The 18,556-nt window shown below is 37.9% G+C and carries 23 protein-coding genes; 8 read left to right on the forward strand and 15 right to left on the reverse strand.

The genetic code is table 11. The features are described 5' to 3' along the window. Nucleotides 1–4: 4 nt before the first annotated feature. Nucleotides 5–418 carry a YuzC family spore coat inner layer protein gene (locus tag AC4D4B_RS05050; RefSeq protein WP_490997144.1) on the reverse strand — a complete coding sequence of 138 codons (414 nt, stop codon included), beginning with the start codon at nt 416–418 and terminating at the stop codon, nt 5–7. A gap of 121 nt (nt 419–539) precedes the next feature. Further along, nucleotides 540–719 carry an asparagine synthase gene (locus tag AC4D4B_RS05055; protein WP_490997143.1) on the reverse strand — a complete coding sequence of 60 codons (180 nt, stop codon included), beginning with the start codon at nt 717–719 and terminating at the stop codon, nt 540–542. Nucleotides 720–925: 206 nt separating this feature from the next. Between AC4D4B_RS05055 and AC4D4B_RS05060 the strand changes: the two genes are divergently transcribed. Next, nucleotides 926–1,291, forward strand: coding sequence for a hotdog fold thioesterase (locus AC4D4B_RS05060; RefSeq protein WP_490999372.1), 366 nt, complete (start codon nt 926–928; stop codon nt 1,289–1,291). Between the two features lie 52 nt (nt 1,292–1,343). Here the strand turns inward: AC4D4B_RS05060 and mnhG are convergent, their stop codons facing one another. The 7 genes from mnhG to AC4D4B_RS05095 are packed head-to-tail and all read right to left on the reverse strand — an operon-like array spanning nt 1,344 to nt 7,094. Beyond that, nucleotides 1,344–1,697 carry a monovalent cation/H(+) antiporter subunit G gene (gene mnhG / locus AC4D4B_RS05065; RefSeq protein WP_490997142.1) on the reverse strand — a complete coding sequence of 118 codons (354 nt, stop codon included), beginning with the start codon at nt 1,695–1,697 and terminating at the stop codon, nt 1,344–1,346. After that, entirely contained in the window at nt 1,684–1,965 is a 282-nt protein-coding gene (locus tag AC4D4B_RS05070) for a Na(+)/H(+) antiporter subunit F1 (protein WP_490997141.1), read from the reverse strand. The genes mnhG and AC4D4B_RS05070 overlap by 14 nt, the downstream gene beginning before the upstream one ends. Next, the gene (locus AC4D4B_RS05075; RefSeq protein WP_490997140.1) at nt 1,965–2,441 is read right to left on the reverse strand and encodes a Na+/H+ antiporter subunit E; all 477 of its coding nucleotides are present in this window, start codon (nt 2,439–2,441) and stop codon (nt 1,965–1,967) included. Before AC4D4B_RS05075 ends, AC4D4B_RS05070 begins: the two co-directional genes overlap by 1 nt. 7 nt (nt 2,442–2,448) lie before the next feature. Continuing rightward, nucleotides 2,449–3,933, reverse strand: a complete 1,485-nt coding sequence (locus AC4D4B_RS05080; protein WP_490997139.1) for a Na+/H+ antiporter subunit D — start codon at nt 3,931–3,933, stop codon at nt 2,449–2,451. After that, nucleotides 3,926–4,267 (reverse strand): Na(+)/H(+) antiporter subunit C, encoded by a 342-nt coding sequence (locus AC4D4B_RS05085; protein ID WP_066106626.1) that lies wholly within the window; start codon nt 4,265–4,267, stop codon nt 3,926–3,928. Before AC4D4B_RS05085 ends, AC4D4B_RS05080 begins: the two co-directional genes overlap by 8 nt. After that, nucleotides 4,267–4,689: a Na(+)/H(+) antiporter subunit B gene (locus AC4D4B_RS05090; protein WP_490999326.1), complete on the reverse strand. Its 423-nt coding sequence runs from the start codon at nt 4,687–4,689 to the stop codon at nt 4,267–4,269. Before AC4D4B_RS05090 ends, AC4D4B_RS05085 begins: the two co-directional genes overlap by 1 nt. Further along, nucleotides 4,686–7,094, reverse strand: coding sequence for a Na+/H+ antiporter subunit A (locus AC4D4B_RS05095; RefSeq protein ID WP_490999327.1), 2,409 nt, complete (start codon nt 7,092–7,094; stop codon nt 4,686–4,688). The genes AC4D4B_RS05090 and AC4D4B_RS05095 overlap by 4 nt, the downstream gene beginning before the upstream one ends. 200 nt (nt 7,095–7,294) lie before the next feature. Here AC4D4B_RS05095 and AC4D4B_RS05100 point away from each other — a divergent pair, with 200 nt between their 5' ends. After that, on the forward strand, nt 7,295–7,885 hold the full coding sequence (locus tag AC4D4B_RS05100) for a DUF5366 family protein (RefSeq protein WP_490999328.1): 591 nt from the start codon (nt 7,295–7,297) through the stop codon (nt 7,883–7,885). A gap of 21 nt (nt 7,886–7,906) precedes the next feature. Here the strand turns inward: AC4D4B_RS05100 and AC4D4B_RS05105 are convergent, their stop codons facing one another. Then, nucleotides 7,907–9,766, reverse strand: a complete 1,860-nt coding sequence (locus AC4D4B_RS05105) for a transglycosylase domain-containing protein (RefSeq protein ID WP_490999329.1) — start codon at nt 9,764–9,766, stop codon at nt 7,907–7,909. Nucleotides 9,767–9,882: 116 nt separating this feature from the next. Here AC4D4B_RS05105 and kapD point away from each other — a divergent pair, with 116 nt between their 5' ends. Next, nucleotides 9,883–10,503, forward strand: a complete 621-nt coding sequence (gene kapD, locus AC4D4B_RS05110) for a 3'-5' exonuclease KapD (RefSeq protein WP_490999330.1) — start codon at nt 9,883–9,885, stop codon at nt 10,501–10,503. A gap of 41 nt (nt 10,504–10,544) precedes the next feature. On the opposite strand, the gene kapB is transcribed toward kapD, so the two are convergent. Further along, complete coding sequence (gene kapB / locus AC4D4B_RS05115) at nt 10,545–10,931, reverse strand: kinase-associated lipoprotein KapB (RefSeq protein ID WP_490997133.1); 387 nt, start codon at nt 10,929–10,931, stop codon at nt 10,545–10,547. Nucleotides 10,932–11,061: 130 nt separating this feature from the next. Between kapB and AC4D4B_RS05120 the strand changes: the two genes are divergently transcribed. Continuing rightward, nucleotides 11,062–11,802 (forward strand): peptidylprolyl isomerase, encoded by a 741-nt coding sequence (locus AC4D4B_RS05120; protein ID WP_490997132.1) that lies wholly within the window; start codon nt 11,062–11,064, stop codon nt 11,800–11,802. A 153-nt stretch (nt 11,803–11,955) separates the two neighbouring features. Further along, entirely contained in the window at nt 11,956–12,159 is a 204-nt protein-coding gene (locus AC4D4B_RS05125; protein WP_490997131.1) for a hypothetical protein, read from the forward strand. Nucleotides 12,160–12,268: 109 nt separating this feature from the next. Here AC4D4B_RS05125 and AC4D4B_RS05130 read toward each other — a convergent pair whose 3' ends face one another. Further along, nucleotides 12,269–13,438 carry a MalY/PatB family protein gene (locus AC4D4B_RS05130; protein WP_490999331.1) on the reverse strand — a complete coding sequence of 390 codons (1,170 nt, stop codon included), beginning with the start codon at nt 13,436–13,438 and terminating at the stop codon, nt 12,269–12,271. Between the two features lie 228 nt (nt 13,439–13,666). Here AC4D4B_RS05130 and AC4D4B_RS05135 point away from each other — a divergent pair, with 228 nt between their 5' ends. Continuing rightward, on the forward strand, nt 13,667–14,167 hold the full coding sequence (locus tag AC4D4B_RS05135) for an Lrp/AsnC family transcriptional regulator (protein WP_066106655.1): 501 nt from the start codon (nt 13,667–13,669) through the stop codon (nt 14,165–14,167). After that, nucleotides 14,164–15,330, forward strand: coding sequence for an aminotransferase (locus AC4D4B_RS05140; RefSeq protein WP_490999332.1), 1,167 nt, complete (start codon nt 14,164–14,166; stop codon nt 15,328–15,330). Before AC4D4B_RS05135 ends, AC4D4B_RS05140 begins: the two co-directional genes overlap by 4 nt. A 463-nt stretch (nt 15,331–15,793) precedes the next feature. On the opposite strand, the gene AC4D4B_RS05145 is transcribed toward AC4D4B_RS05140, so the two are convergent. Genes AC4D4B_RS05145 through AC4D4B_RS05155 form a run of 3 tightly spaced genes read right to left on the reverse strand, consistent with a single transcriptional unit; the run spans nt 15,794 to nt 17,700 of the window. Beyond that, nucleotides 15,794–15,928: a hypothetical protein gene (locus AC4D4B_RS05145; protein ID WP_490999333.1), complete on the reverse strand. Its 135-nt coding sequence runs from the start codon at nt 15,926–15,928 to the stop codon at nt 15,794–15,796. 40 nt (nt 15,929–15,968) lie between these two features. Further along, nucleotides 15,969–16,313, reverse strand: coding sequence for a helix-turn-helix domain-containing protein (locus AC4D4B_RS05150; protein ID WP_490997128.1), 345 nt, complete (start codon nt 16,311–16,313; stop codon nt 15,969–15,971). A gap of 49 nt (nt 16,314–16,362) precedes the next feature. Beyond that, nucleotides 16,363–17,700 carry a sodium-dependent transporter gene (locus AC4D4B_RS05155; protein WP_490999334.1) on the reverse strand — a complete coding sequence of 446 codons (1,338 nt, stop codon included), beginning with the start codon at nt 17,698–17,700 and terminating at the stop codon, nt 16,363–16,365. A gap of 248 nt (nt 17,701–17,948) precedes the next feature. On the opposite strand from AC4D4B_RS05155, the gene yugI reads away from it, so the two are divergent. Next, nucleotides 17,949–18,353: a S1 domain-containing post-transcriptional regulator GSP13 gene (gene yugI, locus AC4D4B_RS05160; RefSeq protein WP_490999335.1), complete on the forward strand. Its 405-nt coding sequence runs from the start codon at nt 17,949–17,951 to the stop codon at nt 18,351–18,353. Nucleotides 18,354–18,556: the final 203 nt, after the last annotated feature.

Raw genomic sequence — 18,556 nt, forward strand, 5'->3', positions numbered from 1 at the left:
GTTTTTAGCTCCATCGTATGACTACCCCAACTTCACAACAGGGAGGACTGGTTTGTTTATCAGCAAAAACCAGCCGAATTCCCTCCGGATCGTAATAGATGGACGGAGCTATTCGAATACCGGTTGAAAGCAATAATCGATTCACTTCGCTTAGATTATTAAACTCCGAGGCTGCCATAATTTGACGAGCTAAGTCTTGAGATGTAGAGATCTGATTGGCGATTCTTAATGCTTCAGTCAGATAGGACGCGGTTCGATTAGCAGAATTCTTAAATTTTGTTGTATCTATAGCAGGAACTTTTCTGTTATATGAAGAATAAGAATTCATACCCATAACAGATGGATGGATCCATGTGGGTATGTGGTAATGAGGACCTAGACTTTGAGCCCAGTTATAAAACTGTTGATTTGCATACATATGGGCACCTCCTCTTACGAAATAAATTACCTTATAACTATATATAGGAGAAGGTAGATTGTATTAGACCAAAAAATAAGCAACGGTTAAGTTGCTTATTTAGGGGATAGATGATGTTCATTTAGATATCGTTGCGATGCTCGACTAAGTCAATAACACCAAGAGCAATATGGGCAAGCCCAAATCCAAATAGTGTATTGGCAATCATTTTATTGCTATTATGCTTTTGTTTAAGAGCATAACCAGTAGCGGCGACAGCAGTACCTAATACAGTTGGAACCATTCCTTCTCGAAGATCCATTTGACCATACCTCCATCATCTAGATATGCTTTTTGTAAAGTCCTACGGATAGCCCATTCATCATCTTTGAAGGGATTCACCTTAAAAAATCTGAATAGGAATCACTTGTAAGTAAGCTTTACTCCTTTATTTTTCCGCTCTTTATCTAATTCATAACAAATAAGCAATGGAAAGGATGCCTTTAATTGGATTTAAGTAAAACATTGATGGGTACATTAGGGATAGAAATAGTTGAGGTCAGTAAAGGAAGGGTTGTTGCAACCATGCCCGTTGACCAACGGACACACCAGCCTATGGGACTACTTCACGGTGGTGCATCGGTTGCTCTTGCCGAAACGGTCGCCAGTCTTGGTGGATATACAATGGTTGACGAGGAGAAAGAAGCAGTCGTTGGTTTAGAGATTAATGCGAATCATCTTAAAAGCAAAAGGGAGGGCTTGGTGACCGCAACAGGAAATATTATACACAGAGGAAAAAAAACAATGGTATGGGAAATTAAAATAACTGATGAAGAGAACGAATTAATATGTATCAGCAGATGTACACTTGCAGTGATCCAAATAAAAAAATGAGGATGTCTTACAAGGTCTAAAGCGACCTTGTAAGCATCCTCTTTTTCTGTCATTAACTATTTTTCTGTTTTTTTGCCTTTTTTAAATCATCACGCACACTATGTTTCCACAATTTAACGCCTGTATTATAGGCTGCACGGCTGATTAAATGTCCGGCAACTGGAGCTGTCATAAAAATAAACAAAATAGCTAGCAGGATACGGGAGTTAAAATGGCCCTCTGTAAGCCAGAAATATAAGAATGTGCCCAGCAATACAAGGGTTACACCCAAAGTGGATGTTTTAGAAGCTGCATGGCTCCGTGTATATACATCAGGTAGACGAAGTATTCCAAGAGCTGATATAACGGTCAATATAGAACCGATTAAAACAATACATACAAAAATATAGGAACTAATTTCGTTCATTTTCTATGATTTCCCCTTTCTCCAGGAATTTCGAAAAGGCAACCGTACCAGTGAACGAAAGAATACTGATCAGAAGGATAACCTCTAAAAACATCGATGTGCTGAGCAATAAGGATAGGATGGCTATCATGCAAATTAAGTTCATGCCAATAGCATCCAATGCCACTACACGATCAGGGATGCTTGGTCCCTTAATTACTCTATAAATTAGAATGAGCATCGAAATAGCTATACAGACTAAAGAAAGCTGAAGGATGAAACTAATCATTACTCACTCACCTCCAGAATAAGCCGTTCAAATGAATTTTTTATGCTTTCTTGCATTTCTGGAATCTCCGATATATTTAATGCATGGATGAATAATGTTTTATTATCAGAAGAAATATCCAGAACTAATGTACCGGGAGTCAAGGTAATCAGACAGGACAGAAGAGTGATCTGCCAATCCGATTTAAGTTTGGTTTCATAAGTAAAGATTCCTGGCTTCAGTTCAAGCTTTGGTCTGATGATTGTTTTGAAAACGTCGAAGTTTGCAATCAATAATTCTCGTATAAATATCCCCAAGAGATGCAGGACAGCCAATACCTTATGCAAATAAAATCGAGTCGAAAAAAAGCGTCTGAATAGAAAAAGAATAATCGCCCCAATTAAATAGCCGATAATAAATGAAGCGGCTGTATTTGACGTCGTCAGAAACATCCAGGTCAAGGCTAGAATTACATTTAATAATATTTGATAAGACATATCTTCATCACTCCTTTAGTACGGCCTGAATGTAATCTGTTGGATTCATTAAAACATCAACCGCATCAGACACATACGTATAAACAACCTCAGAGCCCAATCCGTACAATATTGAGACTACAAGTAAAATGCCAATCGGCAATAGTAAGAAACGATTGTCTTTCTTGGAGAAGTTCTCATCGTAAACCTTTTTCTCACCCCAGAATGCGAATATGAAAATGCGCATCACGGAATATAAAACAATTAAACTTGAGAATAGGACTACCAATCCTCCAACGTAATGCCTTTCATCAAAGGCACCCTGAATGATTAATAATTTCCCTGTGAAACCACTGAAAGGTGGAACCCCGGCTAACGATATAGCTGCTATGAAGAACATCCAAGCTAAAAGTGGAGATTCGTGAATTAGCCCACCCATGCGCTTAATATTACTTGTCCCTGTTTTAGCCATCATAACTCCAATAAGCAGAAACAGGGCTGCTTTAATCATCATGTCATGGATTGTATACATAATGGAACCAGATATAGATGCGGTATTCATGATTGAAATACCGAAGATTATAACACCTATTGCAATTACGATATTGTAAATGATGATTTTTTTGCCATCCATATAGGCCAATACACCGATACAGCCGAATACAATGGTTAAAATTCCAAGGTACTCCAGCAATGTATGCGTATAGTCAGTTTGATGATAAAACATGATGGTATAGGTTCTTAGGATGGAATAAACACCAACCTTTGTTAATAATGAACCAAACAATGCCAGGATTGGAATTGGCGGCGCAAAGTATGAGCCGGGCATCCAAAAATATAAAGGGAAAATAGCTGCCTTTAATCCAAACACGATTAGAAACAGAACAGCGATAACCGTGATGATTCCCGGCTGGTCTACTTCCGCAATTCTTTCTGAGATATCCGCCATATTCAGCGTACCTACAACAGAGTAAAGAAAAGCAACAGCAGCGACAAAAAGGCCAGAAGCAATTACATTTACAAGCAAATACTTGATAGACTCGCGGAGCTGTACTTTTGTCCCACCTGTCACCAGTAATACATAAGATGACATTAGCATTACTTCAAAAAATACAAATAAGTTGAATATATCTCCGGTCAAAAATGCCCCGTTAACACCTACAATTAAAAATTGGATAAGGGCATAGTAGAAATATTTTTCACGGTTTGCATCAATATTTTTAAAAGAATAAATAATTGTTACTAATGTAATTAGAGATGTAGTTAAAACCAGTAAGGCTGCCAGCATATCCGCTACAAGACTAATTCCAAAAGGGGCATCCCAGCTGCCGGCCTGCAAGGTTAGAATGCCATTTGTTTTTACCTCTATTAAAAGTGAAAAGGTAACTACCAGGACCAGTATTGAAGAGGCCAAGGCGACTATTCTTTGGGCATTTATTTTTTTCGCAAGGAATAACAATAAAATTCCTGTTAATAACGGAAGTAAAATAGGTAATATAACAAGGTTATTCATATGACTTATTTCCTCTCAGTTGATCCATGTTATCCGTTCCTAGTTCCTGATAGGAACGATAGGCCAATACCAGGAAGAAAGATGTGACACCGAAGCTAATTACAATCGCTGTCAGGATTAATGCCTGTGGCAGTGGATCCACATAGGATTTGGCGTGTTCACTTAAAATAGGCACAGCTCCTTGTTTTAATCCTCCCATGGTAAGAACCAATAAATTCACCGCATGGCTCAATATGCTTGTTCCAATAATGATACGAAGCAAGCTTTTTGATAAAAGTAAATAGGTGGAAATCGTAAATAGAATTCCTATAGCAAAACACATTAAAATCTCCATCATTCACTCTCCCCAATCGTTTGAATAATGGTCATTGTCACGCCGATTACAACTAGATAAACACCCGTATCAAAGATAACTGCTGTATGAAGGGATGTTTTACCAAGGAGCGGTAAATCAAAATAATCAAATGCGTGCGTCAGGAAAGGAGCATCGAAGAATAACGCACCAGCTCCAGTTCCGACAGATAACAACAATCCAACAGCAACCAACGATAAATAATTTACCGGCAGAAAACTTTTTACGGTTTTTAAATCAAATGCCAGCAATAAAAGAATGATGGCAGAAGAAGTCATAAGACCACCGATAAATCCACCGCCGGGCGTATAGTGTCCGGCAAAGAAAATGTTTATTGAGAACAAAATAATAATAAAAGTTGCGATTTTAGTGACCGTCTGTAAAATTAAATCATTTGTTTTCATTCTTCCCCTCCTCTTTTCGTGAGACGGAGTTTAATCATGGTGTAAATTCCCATGGCTGCAATGGATAGTACGGTAATTTCAAACATGGTATCCAAACCACGGAAGTCAACCAGGATTACGTTAACCATATTCTCTCCACCGGCTTCTTTGTACGTAACCTCTTTATAAAACTCAGAGATGGATTCAAATAGCTTCGTACTGTGAGAAGCAAGTGCGATAAGTGTCATCGTAATTCCGACACCAAGAGAGATTGCCAGGTTCGTCAATTTAAAGCGCATACGCTTTTCCTTTGGTTTATACTTCGGCAAGTGATAGAAACAAAGCAAGAACAGGGATGTAGAAACTGTTTCAATGACAAATTGAGTTAAGGCTAAATCAGGTGCCCTGAATAGAACAAATAAAAGTGACACCGTATAACCAACCGCTCCCATCAAAATAATTGAAGTCAGTCTCGATTTTGCAAATAGGATCATGATTGAAGCCAGCACTAAGATAAAGATCAAAATAACTTCGTATACCCCAATTGGAGTCATGCTGGTAGTTTCGAATGCAAAGCTATCGGTTTTCCAAACCGTATAAAGTAAACTGATGATCATGAAGCCAAATATATAAACTAAATAATCATGGATACTCCCGTTCATATATCCGCGGGTAATAAGACGTGAACCTGTATCCATTGATCTTAATCCCATATTATACGCATTGTTTAATGTGTATTTATCAGAGAAATACGTATAAATCTTGCTCCATTTTGGATAAAACTTATACAAGATAATTCCTAAGATGATAACTCCGATTGTCATCAATAATGCGCCATTTACTCCGTGCCACATTTGTATATGAAGATGCGGAGGATTTCCGTTTTCATACAGGCTCGGCAGAATAGCTGCAGTAGCTGGCTCAATAATTGTTGAAGTAAGGATGTTTGGAAATAATCCAAAAATAATAACCAAGGCTGCAAGTGTGATTGGTGAAATCAATAATCCAATCGGTGCCTCATGCGGCTTTTTCGTTAATTTTTCAGGCTGAAGTTTGCCGCCAAAAGTTCTAAATAAAAGAATCATACAGTAAACAAATGTGAATACACTTGCCATCCAGCCAATAACAGGGAATAAATTACCCCATGTTTGCAGGTTAAGAAAATCTGCTTTTGTTATATCTAATAGGCTGCCAAAGAACATTTCCTTACTCAAGAATCCATTGAATGGAGGTAAGCCTGCCATTGAGAATGCTCCGATTGCAGCAATAGTAAAAGTGATTGGCATTATGGTCATTAATCCGCCCAGTTTACGAATATCTCTAGTTCCCGTTTCATGATCAATAATACCGACTGCCATGAATAATGAACCTTTAAAAGTTGCATGGTTAATCAGGTGAAAAACAGCTGCCGAAACAGCGGCAATATATACATTATTCTCAGCTGATCCACTATGGAGGGAAGCCGCACCGATGCCAAGCAGGGACATGATTAAGCCGAGCTGGCTGACTGTTGAGTAGGCAAGAATCCCTTTTAAATCATACTGACGTACTGCATTAAAGGAACCCCAAATTAAGGTTATGATACCGACCAGGCCAATAATCCATACCCATTCACCCGATAAAGCAAATATAGGGCTCAAACGTGCTACTAAATAGATACCTGCTTTAACCATCGTTGCTGAATGAAGATAAGCACTGACTGGTGTAGGTGCTTCCATTGCATCAGGTAACCAAATGTGGAATGGGAATTGGGCTGACTTCGTGAATGCCCCTAATAAAACGAGTATCATCGAAAAATAAAACAGAGGATGGTTTATCAAATCTGGAGCCATTGAAATTAATTCTCTGATGCTGAAGGTATTTCCCATTACGGAGAGGGTAATAAAACCTCCGAGCATGGATAAGCCACCTAAAAAGGTGATTAATAATGATTTTTGCGCTCCGTAGCGGGATCCTTTTCTCTCATGCCAATAACCAATTAGCAGGAAGGAAGAAAGGCTGGTAAATTCCCAAAACGTATAAAGGACAATTAAGTTATCAGATAGGACAACCCCAAGCATAGCCCCCATAAATAATAGTAAATAGACATAAAAATTACTCAATTTTTCTTTTGTTTTGTCCATATAAAAGATGGAGTACAGAATAACGAGTGTACCAATGCCTGTGATCAGCATAGCGAAGAGCAGGCCTAATCCGTCTACATAAACATCAAATGAAATGTTTAGTGAAGGGATCCATGCATAACTTGCTGTTATGGATTGATGATCTGATATTTCAGGCAGGAACGTAAACAAATAACCAAATAACACGATAGGTATGATGAGTACGAACCATCCGGTATGTATTTTACGAGCATATTTGCCTATAACCGGAATACATATCGCAGCCAAAAAGGGCAGTAATATACTCAAGTGAAGCATTGACATAAGGACCTCCCTTAAAAAATTATAAAATATTGAAAAATTACAACAAAATGTACCAATCCGTACATTCAGCATAGCAAATTATACCGCAAATTTATATTAGACTGTACTTGAAAAGACTGGTATTCATGTGTTTTAACCATGTATTATATGAAGGAAAAAAATTAAAAAAATCAATTCTCCTTTCCGGTAAATGATGTATAATGGGAAAATATGAAATAAAAGGAAAACGAAAAATGAAGAATACATACGTAACAGGTTATTTTCCCTTATTATCGATAATGGCATTTAGTCTGTCCTTTGCTGTTCATCTTATGGTGAGAATGATCGTGTTTTTAAAAAGCAATGGGCTCTATTCAGGCATGACTGGGTTGTTATCAGAGATTAATATTAAATTATCCTTTTTATTATTGTTCTTTATCTGTTTTTTTATGTTATTTGCTGCGCTAAAGCTTCTTGTTGATACCTTCATGGAACTGTCACTTTTGTTTTTTTCAAAGGATAAAGTGGGAGAAGATCTGCAAAAGCTGAGAGGGGCTTCTATAATTTTTCTGATAGGTGGACTTGTATCCATGTTATGTAGTCTATCTATTTGGTTACTTGCGGGTTGCTTTTTACTTACTTCATTATTCGCTTTTATATACTTTCTGTATAAAATCAGTGCATCCTTATCGGGTATAGGATTGATAGGGATTATATTTTTCCATGTAACAATCTGGGCCGTTCTGTTATTGGCAGTCTGTCTCTCTGTCTTAAAATTGTATAATAGTATAATGGCTGGACTTCCGCTGTAAAGGAAAAAGCATGATGAACCTCTAATAGAGAGAATCCATCATGCTTTTCCATATTTGCATTTGTGGCTGACTTTTATTTAAAAATTCAATACTGGACGGCTGATCCTTGCCCACCCAGACCCCACCTGTATAAGAAGCAGTCATCCCAACAAACCATAAATCATGGTAATCATTTGTTGTTCCGGTTTTACCCCCTATATAAGCTTTATTCATATAGGCAGATTGAGCAGTACCATTCGTTACAACCTCAGTCAGAAGAGTTTGCATTTTATCTGCTGTTTCTTGACTCCATATTTTCTTTCTCTCCATATCCCATTGATAAATCATCTTCCCATTAGAATCTGTAACATTCTTGATGGCATGTGCTGTAACATAGTTGCCGTCATTCATAAAAGCAGTATATGCCCGAGATAATTCAAGAACAGACATTCCATACCTAAAACCGCCTATAGCAGCAGAATATGTTCGGTCGGCGGGGATTGACTTTTTGAATCCGAATTTATCCAGATAGAGGAATGATTCCTTAATACCTGTTTTTTGAAGTAATCGAACAGCTGCAGTATTAACCGATTTGGCCATAGCTTGATTAAGAGTAAGATTGCTATATGTTGAATGACCATAGTTCTCTGGGCAATAATTTTCGATGCATATCGCTCGTGCGTCTATTTTTTGATTTATGGAACGATCCTTATTAGTTTCCAAATATGGCGCATATACCAGCAATGGTTTAATCGTTGATCCTGGCTGGCGAAAACTTTGATAGGCTCGATTAAATGTTGAGGGTTTATATGTTTTTCCCCCAATCAACGAGACAAGCTCATGAGTAGAATGATTAATAACTACCGCTGATGCTTCAACGTTTTTATAAGGCAGGGTGCTACTAACAGCTGCTGTGGCTTTTCTCTGAATATCCGAATCGAGAAATGTATGGATAGTAATTCCTGAATGAAGTAGTTCCTTAATTCGGTTATCTAATTTCTTTGTTAATTGATTAGATTCTTTTTCAGACAAACCAGAAAACTGATAACCATCCTGCTCTGCGACCAGCTGACGAAATTCAGCCAGCGTATAATCGGTATAATCAGGGAATTCTTGGATTCGTTTTGAAAGATTTAATTTTATTGATTCCTTTAAAATTTGCTCTTTTTCTACTTTCGTTATGAGATTATTATTCTCAAGTTGCTGCAGAAGTCTACCCTGGCGTTTTTTTGTATTTTGGAAATTGGTAAGCGGGTCATAAAGACTAGGGTTATTTGGAATTGCCGCCAGAAAAGAGAGTTCACCATTCGTGAGATTCTTTGCTGATTTGGAAAAATAAAAATGAGCAGCAGCTTCAATTCCATAGGAACTGTTTCCATAGTAAATCGCATTTATGTAAGTATTTAATAGTTGATCCTTTGAAAAATTGCGCTCAAGCTGATAGGCATAAAGCAGTTCAGTTAATTTACGATTATATGTACGTTCATTGGTGAGGAATAAATTTCGAGCGAGCTGTTGTGTAATGGTGCTGCCCCCTTGATGAATTCCCCCGCTTCCCGTATTAATAATGAACGCTCTGCTAATAGCTGATAAATCAAACCCCTTATGTGAATAAAAATGCTGATCCTCTGAAACTACGTAAATATCCTTTAAAATTTGAGGGATATCAGCATCCTTTATATATTTCCGATTCTCTGTTTGATAGATTTCTCTGATGGCTTGTCCATCGGAATCTGTGATTGTACTGTTAAGCTGCATGGCTGATTGATCTATTTGTAAATTGGTGTCCAATACATGATTGAGGCTTTGCAATTTGGAAAACTCATTCAGTGTTAATGTACACAAACCGTATAGGGACGGAACCAGTAATAAAATCATACAAAATCCAATTATTTTTCTCATTTTTACCCACCCGGTAGTCTATTCGTAATTTAACTATATTGTATTGATTTTATGGTTAAAAGAGGAAAAATTGGAAAGGGCAATAGAATACACGAAAATAAGGAGGTTGTATCATTGTGAAGAAGGATGACCACTATTTATTCATAGATTTTGAATTTACAATGCCTGAGGATCGAAATAATCCGAATGGGTTCTTTCCAGAAATCATTGAATATGGAATTATCGAGGTAAAAAGTGGAACGATCGTCAATCAATACAATTCTTATGTGCTGCCCAGAGTATTTCAGACGTTAACAAAACGATGTGAGAAGTTTTTGAATATTACCGAAGATGATCTTAAGACAGGGGTGGAATTTGAGGTATTTCACAGTTTACTGCGAGAATTGGATCATCCGAACTCTCCAACGATTGCTACATGGGGAAACATGGACATGAAGGTATTGAAGCAAAATTGTCAGTATTCAGGACATATATTTCCTTTAACGGGAAAGCAGTTGGATTTATCGATTGAGTATCAAAAATTTTTTGGTGACCGAAATCAAACAGGCCTGTGGAAAGCAGTTCAACAATATGGGGATAAGGGTAATGGTGTTTGGCATCGTGCTTTGGATGATGCCAGAATGACGTATGAACTGTTTACATTAATTGAGCAGGACAGGAGGTATGTGGATAACTATAAGCCAACGACAATCGGAGACGTAGTGGATTTTTCACAGTTATTTAATGGGTTGACGTAAAAAACCAAATCAGTGAAGAGTGATTTGGTTTTTTATGTTTATCATATTGGAAAATACTCGCGCTCTATATTCGATATAGCTGCCAAAGACATATCTGACCACTTTGATTCCTCTTTTTGCAATTCCTGTTTTAATGTTTCAAGAGAATGGCGGAGAGATTCTGTATAATCAGGAATATCCCCTATAAACGGTTTCACCATGTTCGCCGGTATGTTGGTCTGTTCCCTGTAAGCTAAAGCCTTTCGCTCATGGAAAAAATCAACCTCTGTTTGTTTTGGATGATGAAGATCTCCCTGCATAGGATGCTTTAATACAGCCAGTATTTTAACAACCATATATCCATTAGTTCGGATATTTGTAATTTCACCTACATATTTACCTGTTTTATAATGTGCAATCACTTGGTCGCTGATAGTGAGTTCATTCATTTCTATCCCCCCATTCATTACTGTACTTCTCTATCATATCGTTGCACCATAATCAATCCCAGAAAAAGCTCTTCAGAAAGATGCTTTTTTTTTGAGAATCGTGTAAAGTGAAAAATTGGAGGTAGTTTAAATGAAATGGAAGACCATGATACTATTATTAATAATCCTCCTTGGTGCAGCGATTTGGAATCTGTATCTAAAAGATAAGGTATTCCAATCTGGTGATCAAACAACTTTAAAGCTGGATCAAACCATTATAGAGAAAGAAGGCGAAGATAAAATGACAGTATTACCTCAATTTACAGAAGTACAAGGTAATGAAAGACTAGTGGAGATGGTAACGAATAAAGGATCCATCCAAATCAAATTATTCCCTGACCAAGCTCCTAAAGCGGTTGAAAATTTCCTGACTCATGCAGAAAATGGATACTATGAGGGAATTATTTTCCACCGTGTGATCAATGATTTCATGATTCAAGGCGGAGACCCAACTGGAACAGGAATGGGTGGAGAAAGCATTTGGGGCCAATCATTCGAAGATGAATTCACGATGGATTTATTTAATTTCCGTGGAGCTTTGTCTATGGCAAATGCCGGCCCTGGTACAAATGGAAGTCAATTCTTTATTGTTCAAAAAGGTGCTGTTGAAGCGAATCTAAAAGGACAAATGGAACAAGCGGGATATCCTCAGGAAGCAGTAGAAAAATACATGGAAGTAGGCGGAACTCCTTGGCTTGACCACAGACATACAGTGTTTGGACAAGTAACTGAAGGAATGGATGTTGTAGATGACATCGCCACTACTAAAGTAGGTCCTAACGATAAACCAGTTTATGATGTTGTGATTGAAAAAATCAACATCCTAAAATAATCTATATAATGTAAGAAGGCTGTCGATATGATTCGGCAGCTTTTTTCTTGTTTATAGATGAGGATAATCAAATATCACCTATACTCACTTCAGTCGTGTTATAATATGGTTAAAATTCAAATGTTTTCAAATCAGGAAAGGATGTCTTAAAACATGTCTCAGCCATTAGCGTTTATTATAGGATTATTCTTGTATTTTCCTGAAGATAAAAGAGAATACATTCCAGCCGGATTAACGATGGCCATTTTTACATTGTTTGCAGTGTTAACGATGCGGTTTATCATTGTTTATAATCGTAAGCAGGAACAGAAGGCAAAAGAATTGGAAGAAAAATTAAAAGAGCAAAATATCCAATGATGGCTGCACATGCAAATTGTGCAGTTTTTTTATGCCCAATATCTCAGTGGATTCGTATTAAAACGAAAAAAGCATTTGCCAAACTGATTGGCAAATGCCTGTAACATAATTAGTGTAGATCTTGGAATGCTTCGTGCAACCTGCGCAAGCCCTCAATGAGAGTTTCTTTAGAGCATCCTATATTCATTCGAACAAATCCTTCGCCATCTGGCCCATATTTCGTACCGGGTTCAAGAGCTAATTTCCCTCTATGGATGAGCCTTTCTGTAATTTCGATGTCTGATATTCCTAAATCCCGTAAGTCGATCCAAACAAGGAAAGATGCTTGAGGAATCATGATGTTTATTTTCGGTAAATGCTTAGAAACATAATCAGTCAGGATTTCAATATTCTCTTCAATTTTGGATACTGTCTCACTCAACCACTCAGCACCATGTGTATAGGCTGCTTCCATGGCAGTATAGGCAAGTACATTAATGCCGCCAATACCTTGTTTGAGGAATTGCTGTTCCATTTTTAAGAGGTATTCTTTCTTTTCGCTTAGAATCAGGGAGCCATGCAATCCAGCGATATTAAAGGTTTTACTAGGAGCCATCAGTGTAATAACATCTTTGCTGATGATTCCGGCAGGTGTGTGAATATTGTCATGAAGAATCAGGTCAGCGTGAATTTCATCGGAAATGACAGGTACTTGATAGTGCTGACATAGTCCGATCATTCTCTCCAGGTCTTCCTTTGCCCAAACTGTTCCACCAGGATTGTGCGGGCTGCATAAGATGAATAATTTCACTCCATCACGAAGCTTGTTTTCAAAGTCCTCATAATCGATTTCAAATTGATTTTGGTTGATTTTCATTCTATTGGTAACAAGTGTTCTTCCGTTACTTTTAACGATATTATGAAATGGACCGTAAACAGGTGTTTGAATCATCACTTGATCTCCTGCTTCAGTAAATGCAAGAACAGCTGCTGCTAAGGACGGAACTACACCTGGACTAAAAGAAATATTTTCTTTTTCAAGAGGCCATTTATGCTTTTCCTTCATCCAATTTATAATAGCCTGGTATACAGAATCGGAGGCAAATGTATAGCCGAAGATTGGGTGCTGAATGCGGGTAATTAAAGCTTCCTGTACCTGAACAGGCGAAGCCCAGTCCATGTCTGCCACCCACATTGGCCATAAGTCACTGCCTGCGAATAATGAATCAACGTTATCCCATTTATACGAAGCTGTTCCTTTACGATCTAAAATGGTCTCTGTATTTGTTGTACTGTTCATTTTCTCACCCCGCCTTTATATGATTCCCTTATTTTATCATATATTTACAGACTGCCAGTTTTCGAAGATTTATTAATTGGCTTGTTTCCTCAAATTAATAGGGTATGTGAGGAGAAAATAATTGATTACATATTCATATGTATAGAATAAGTGTTATAATGGAAAAAGTTTAATTTAAATTTTCAGATATCTTTATATCTATTGATACTTTTAAATGGAGGTGAGGGTATGAACCTTACAGCTAAGGAAATTGAGATTTTGAATATTCTCGAAGAAAACGCCAGAATCCCTCTGGATGATATAGTAAAAATGACAGCAATGTCTAAAGAGGAAGTTGAACTAGCCTTAAAAAAACTGAAAGAATCTAATATTATTGTCGGCTATGCCGCTTTGGTCGATTGGTCTAAGGTTAAAGATCATGAGGGAGTTACTGCCATGATTGATGTGAAAGTAACCCCTAAAAGAGGCGTAGGCTTTGATGAGACAGCAAAACGAATTTATCGTTATGAAGAGGTCACATCCGTTTATTTAATGTCAGGTGCATATGACTTATCTGTGGTCATTGAGGGCAAGTCGATGAATGAGGTAGCACGATTTGTTTCGGACAAATTATCGACTCTTGATTCAGTTATTTCTACAACGACTCATTTTATTCTTAAAAAGTATAAACATGATGGGACTGTATTTGCACCTCTTGATGAGGATAAAAGGATTGTGATAACTCCATGATTAAAACGAGTTATCTTTCTGATACGGCTCGAGAAATGAAGCCATCCGGAATACGTAAATTTTTCGATTTGGCAGCAGGCATGGAAGGTATCGTTTCGCTTGGTGTAGGTGAGCCAGATTTTGTTACTCCATGGCGATATAGGGAAGCTGCTATCCTTTCGATGGAAGAAGGGTATACATCTTATACAGCCAATGCAGGATTACTTGATTTACGTGAGGAAATCGCAGCCTATTTGAGCAGGCGTTTCCAGGTAACATACTCCCCTGAGGATCAAATTATCGTAACTGTCGGTGCAAGTCAGGCAATCGATATCGCCTTGCGAGCCATTCTCAACCCAGGAGAAGAAGTAATAGTCGTTGAACCATGCTTCGTCTCCTATGCTCCATTAGTGGCATTGGCAGGAGGTAAGCCTGTTTCAGTTGGAACCATGAAAGAATCTGATTTTAAACTGCTACCCGAACAGTTAGAAGCAGCTATAACACCGAAAACAAAGGCTATTATGATTTGTTCACCCAATAATCCAACAGGAACCCAATTGTCTAAGGATGATTTGAAAGCATTAGCTGAAATTGCTATTAAACATGATGTTCTTGTGATTTCCGATGAAATCTATGCGGAACTCGTTTATGATGAGGCGTATACTAGCTTTGCGGCCATTGAAGGAATGTATGAACGGACGATATTAATATCAGGATTCTCAAAAGGATTTGCTATGACAGGCTGGAGGCTTGGTTTTGTTTGTGCAAACAAGGAAATCTCTGAAGCAATGCTGAAAATCCATCAGTACGCTATTATGTGTGCTCCTACATCTGCCCAATATGCTGCGTTGGAGGCTCTGCGATATGGAGCGAGATATGTGGAAGAAATGCGTATGAGCTATAATCATCGCAGAAATTATATTGTTAGTTCCTTTAATGAGATTGGTTTGAAGTGCCACACGCCGGGCGGAGCATTTTATGCCTTTCCATCCATTGAATCTACTGGTATGAGCTCCGAGGAATTTGCAGAAAAATTATTGATCGAGGAAAAGGTGGCAGTCGTGCCAGGCAGTGTATTTGGCATAGGAGGAGAAGGGCATATTCGTTGCTCCTACGCTACGTCTATCGATCAATTGCGGGAAGCCTTAACCAGGATTGAACGGTTTTTAAACAATCATTCATAATTTCCTTGTTGACTTATATTAAGAGTTTTCTGAGTATAGGGAAGAGATTTTCAAATATAGAAAATGAGGGGCAACTATAAGTCGTTAAATGGACTTATGGTTGCCCTTTGTTTTGTGATAGGGATGTGTGTCCAATTTGATTCAAAAGGCTTGGTCGGGCGTAGGTGAAGTGTGGGTCGGTCAAAGGTGCCTCATAGGTGAAGCAAAGCAGCTATCCACCATACATCACCCACCTTTCAGGCACCTATACCCGGGTAAAGGTCGGTCATAGGTGTCCCATAGGTGTTGAGTAGCTCAGCTTTTCTATAGCAGACTATCAACAATCAGGCTATTCATTGGAATATCTGCATTTTGTTTGCTGACTTGGGGGATTCTTTTTTAAATAAAACGTATTTTAATAGAAATAGAGCCAAGTTGGATGGGAATCCAGCCGAATCCTATAATAATCCAGCCGATTTTTACATTAATCCAGCCAAACTCTTGAATAATTCAGCTGACCCAGACAAAATTCCAGCCAGGCACGATTATTAAATTGGTTGGCATCCCTTTTATAAGCATCTAAAACAGAATTTTGGTCAAAAAGAATAGGACGCCACACTGTGTGGCGTCCTATTCTTTGGTTTAAGTCTTAAGGCCCTTCAGCCTTTTAAATTCCCCATTATCCTCAAAAATTCGGCTTCTGTTATGTCTTGGGTTTTCTTTAGTATTAGTTTTGCTCGTTTTTGTCCCATTGTATTGATGAGGGTATGGAGTTCGGGATCTAGTTGGCATGGTCCTGTTGGATTGGCGTGCTCCATTAGTTCAGAGGCAGGGCAATCCAATGCAGTTGAAATAGTCAGAAGAACCTGGAGGCTTGGTATCAATTCATTTTCCTCGTATTGCTTAAGTTTGTGAGTGCCAATTCTGGAGCGTAATGCTAGCTCTTCCACACTCATTCCTTTGTCAATTCTGTACTTACGAATATTTTCTCCAATTGTAGCCATTATCAATCCCTCCCGATATTAATAGTTCTCCTTATATTCTACCACCTTACTAAATAATTCCAATAGAGTTCAGGAAGACTAATAAGATTGCGGCGGGGCATATGTAACGGACTAAGATATACCAACCGTTAAACATCCAGTATTTCAATTTCGATCCATTTTGTAACTCTGTTCTGACTCCATTTTTATCCATAACGTAACCTATAAATATAGAAATAAACAGCGAACCGAGCGGCAGGGCAAGATTTGAAACAATAAAATCTGCCAGATCAAAGAAAGTTTTACCTGCAATATGAACATCGCTTAAGATTCCATAGGATAAAGCGCTCGGAATCCCAACAATGAAGGTAATGATTCCAGCCAGCCATGCGGAAGATTTTCGTTTCTCGGGATTTTCTTTTGAAATGACTGCTACAACAATTTCCAAAATGGAAAAGGCGGAGGTAAGAGTCGCAAATAACAATAAGACCATAAAGATGATCATAAAAAATCCTCCGAATGCGATCTCATTAAATACAGCTGGCAGTATGACAAAAACTAGCCCTGGACCTGATGCAGGATCATATCCCAACGCAAATACGGCAGGGAAAATAACAAGTCCTGCTAATAAGGAGATTAAAATATTTAATCCCACAACAGAAAAGCCGGATTTCATCAAATTCTCGTTTTTCGGCAAATAGGAAGCGTAGGTTACCATTACAGATGTTCCCACACTAAGAGCGAAAAAGGCTTGTCCAAGTGCCAGCAATACGGATTCACCAGTGATTTTATTGAAGTCTGGCTGCAAGAAGAATCTAACACCTTCCATAGCTCCATCCAGGGTTAACGATCGAACGGCCAATATAATAAACAAAATGAATAATGCCGGCATCATATACTTACTTGCCCGTTCAATCCCTTTTTTGATTCCTCCCTGAACCACCCAAATCGTCAATAGTATGAAGAGAATCTGGGAAATAATTGATTCATATGGATTTTCAATAATGTTATTAAATAATGATTCATAATTAGCTACCCCTGTTATCTGCCCAAGTAGACTTCTGCCTAGATAGGATAAAATCCAGCCGCCTACCACACTATAAAAGGATAGCAACAGAACGGAAGCAATTACACCCATCCACCCCAATAAAAACCATTTAGAATTAGGGGCTATAACTTTATAGGCACTGACTGCATCTTTTTGTGCATTTCGTCCAATGACAAATTCGGCAATTAAAATAGGAGCACCGATAAAAAGTGTGAACGCAATAAATAAAAGGAAGAAGGCTGCACCGCCATTTGTTCCAGCCATGTAGGGGAATTTCCAAATGGCACCCAGTCCAATTGCTGAACCGGCAGCAGCTAAAATAAATCCAATCTTTGATGACCATTGTTCATGTTTTTGCATGTATGCACCTCATAGCTTGTAATCTTATTAATCGTATAATAGTAGCATTATACAGGAATAATTGCCAGAATATTAAATCTGATTGAGCAGGTAAGTTATTCCTGTCGGGAAAGGTGTTTATTATTAGGCGATAGGGTAAATAAAAATAGAAGAGTGTATAGGTCATTTTTGATAATGTTTCAACATTATGCTATAATTTTATATTGCGTATATAAACGAAAAATTTAAACATTTATAGGAGTGTTATTATGACTACAAAATATGAAGTAGGTCAAATTCTTACCGGTAAAGTAACTGGCATTCAGCCTTATGGAGCATTCGTTGCCTTAGACGAAAATACACAAGGACTCGTTCATATTTCTGAAATTACGTACGGGTTTGTGAAAGATATTAATGATCAATTAAAATTAGGCGATGAAGTTAAAGTTAAAGTTCTTTCCGTTAATGAAGAAGCTGGAAAAATCGCTTTATCTATCCGTGCTACAGAAGAGCCGCCAGCAGTTAAACAGGAAGCTCGTAAGCCTAAGAAAAAATCTCAACAAAGTTCAGTTAAAATTCCGCCTGCTGAAACACCACAAGGATTCAATACACTTAAAGATAAATTGGAAGAGTGGATTGAACAATCCAAACGAGAAGATCTTATTAAAAAATAATTGAATAGAAATGCAGAAACTGCCCTCATCACTTGTTTCGACTGTGATGAGGGCAGTTTTTCTGTTGTAAACAGTTATTAATTCCAATTGTTCGTAAATTATCGGATAATATAGACAAGACTCAATTATCGTTTAAATAGGTTTTTAGTCGAATGGAATTATACCTTATACGAATGAAAAACTTAGATAGGGGGCCGATTCAT

The sequence above is a fragment of the Pradoshia sp. Z6_59 genome (genome assembly GCF_058267515.1).

What these genes read in the sequence shown, in the direction of transcription:
- AC4D4B_RS05050 (WP_490997144.1), bottom strand. Translation starts at nt 418, where the DNA reads ATGTATGCAAATCAACAGTTTTATAACTGGGCTCAAAGTCTAGGTCCT.
- AC4D4B_RS05055 (WP_490997143.1), bottom strand. Translation starts at nt 719, where the DNA reads ATGGATCTTCGAGAAGGAATGGTTCCAACTGTATTAGGTACTGCTGTC.
- AC4D4B_RS05060 (WP_490999372.1), top strand. Translation starts at nt 926, where the DNA reads ATGGGTACATTAGGGATAGAAATAGTTGAGGTCAGTAAAGGAAGGGTT.
- mnhG (WP_490997142.1), bottom strand. Translation starts at nt 1,697, where the DNA reads ATGAACGAAATTAGTTCCTATATTTTTGTATGTATTGTTTTAATCGGT.
- AC4D4B_RS05070 (WP_490997141.1), bottom strand. Translation starts at nt 1,965, where the DNA reads ATGATTAGTTTCATCCTTCAGCTTTCTTTAGTCTGTATAGCTATTTCG.
- AC4D4B_RS05075 (WP_490997140.1), bottom strand. Translation starts at nt 2,441, where the DNA reads ATGTCTTATCAAATATTATTAAATGTAATTCTAGCCTTGACCTGGATG.
- AC4D4B_RS05080 (WP_490997139.1), bottom strand. Translation starts at nt 3,933, where the DNA reads ATGAATAACCTTGTTATATTACCTATTTTACTTCCGTTATTAACAGGA.
- AC4D4B_RS05085 (WP_066106626.1), bottom strand. Translation starts at nt 4,267, where the DNA reads ATGGAGATTTTAATGTGTTTTGCTATAGGAATTCTATTTACGATTTCC.
- AC4D4B_RS05090 (WP_490999326.1), bottom strand. Translation starts at nt 4,689, where the DNA reads ATGAAAACAAATGATTTAATTTTACAGACGGTCACTAAAATCGCAACT.
- AC4D4B_RS05095 (WP_490999327.1), bottom strand. Translation starts at nt 7,094, where the DNA reads ATGTCAATGCTTCACTTGAGTATATTACTGCCCTTTTTGGCTGCGATA.
- AC4D4B_RS05100 (WP_490999328.1), top strand. Translation starts at nt 7,295, where the DNA reads ATGGGAAAATATGAAATAAAAGGAAAACGAAAAATGAAGAATACATAC.
- AC4D4B_RS05105 (WP_490999329.1), bottom strand. Translation starts at nt 9,766, where the DNA reads ATGAGAAAAATAATTGGATTTTGTATGATTTTATTACTGGTTCCGTCC.
- kapB (WP_490997133.1), bottom strand. Translation starts at nt 10,931, where the DNA reads ATGAATGAACTCACTATCAGCGACCAAGTGATTGCACATTATAAAACA.
- AC4D4B_RS05120 (WP_490997132.1), top strand. Translation starts at nt 11,062, where the DNA reads ATGAAATGGAAGACCATGATACTATTATTAATAATCCTCCTTGGTGCA.
- AC4D4B_RS05125 (WP_490997131.1), top strand. Translation starts at nt 11,956, where the DNA reads ATGTCTCAGCCATTAGCGTTTATTATAGGATTATTCTTGTATTTTCCT.
- AC4D4B_RS05130 (WP_490999331.1), bottom strand. Translation starts at nt 13,438, where the DNA reads ATGAACAGTACAACAAATACAGAGACCATTTTAGATCGTAAAGGAACA.
- AC4D4B_RS05135 (WP_066106655.1), top strand. Translation starts at nt 13,667, where the DNA reads ATGAACCTTACAGCTAAGGAAATTGAGATTTTGAATATTCTCGAAGAA.
- AC4D4B_RS05140 (WP_490999332.1), top strand. Translation starts at nt 14,164, where the DNA reads ATGATTAAAACGAGTTATCTTTCTGATACGGCTCGAGAAATGAAGCCA.
- AC4D4B_RS05150 (WP_490997128.1), bottom strand. Translation starts at nt 16,313, where the DNA reads ATGGCTACAATTGGAGAAAATATTCGTAAGTACAGAATTGACAAAGGA.
- AC4D4B_RS05155 (WP_490999334.1), bottom strand. Translation starts at nt 17,700, where the DNA reads ATGCAAAAACATGAACAATGGTCATCAAAGATTGGATTTATTTTAGCT.
- yugI (WP_490999335.1), top strand. Translation starts at nt 17,949, where the DNA reads ATGACTACAAAATATGAAGTAGGTCAAATTCTTACCGGTAAAGTAACT.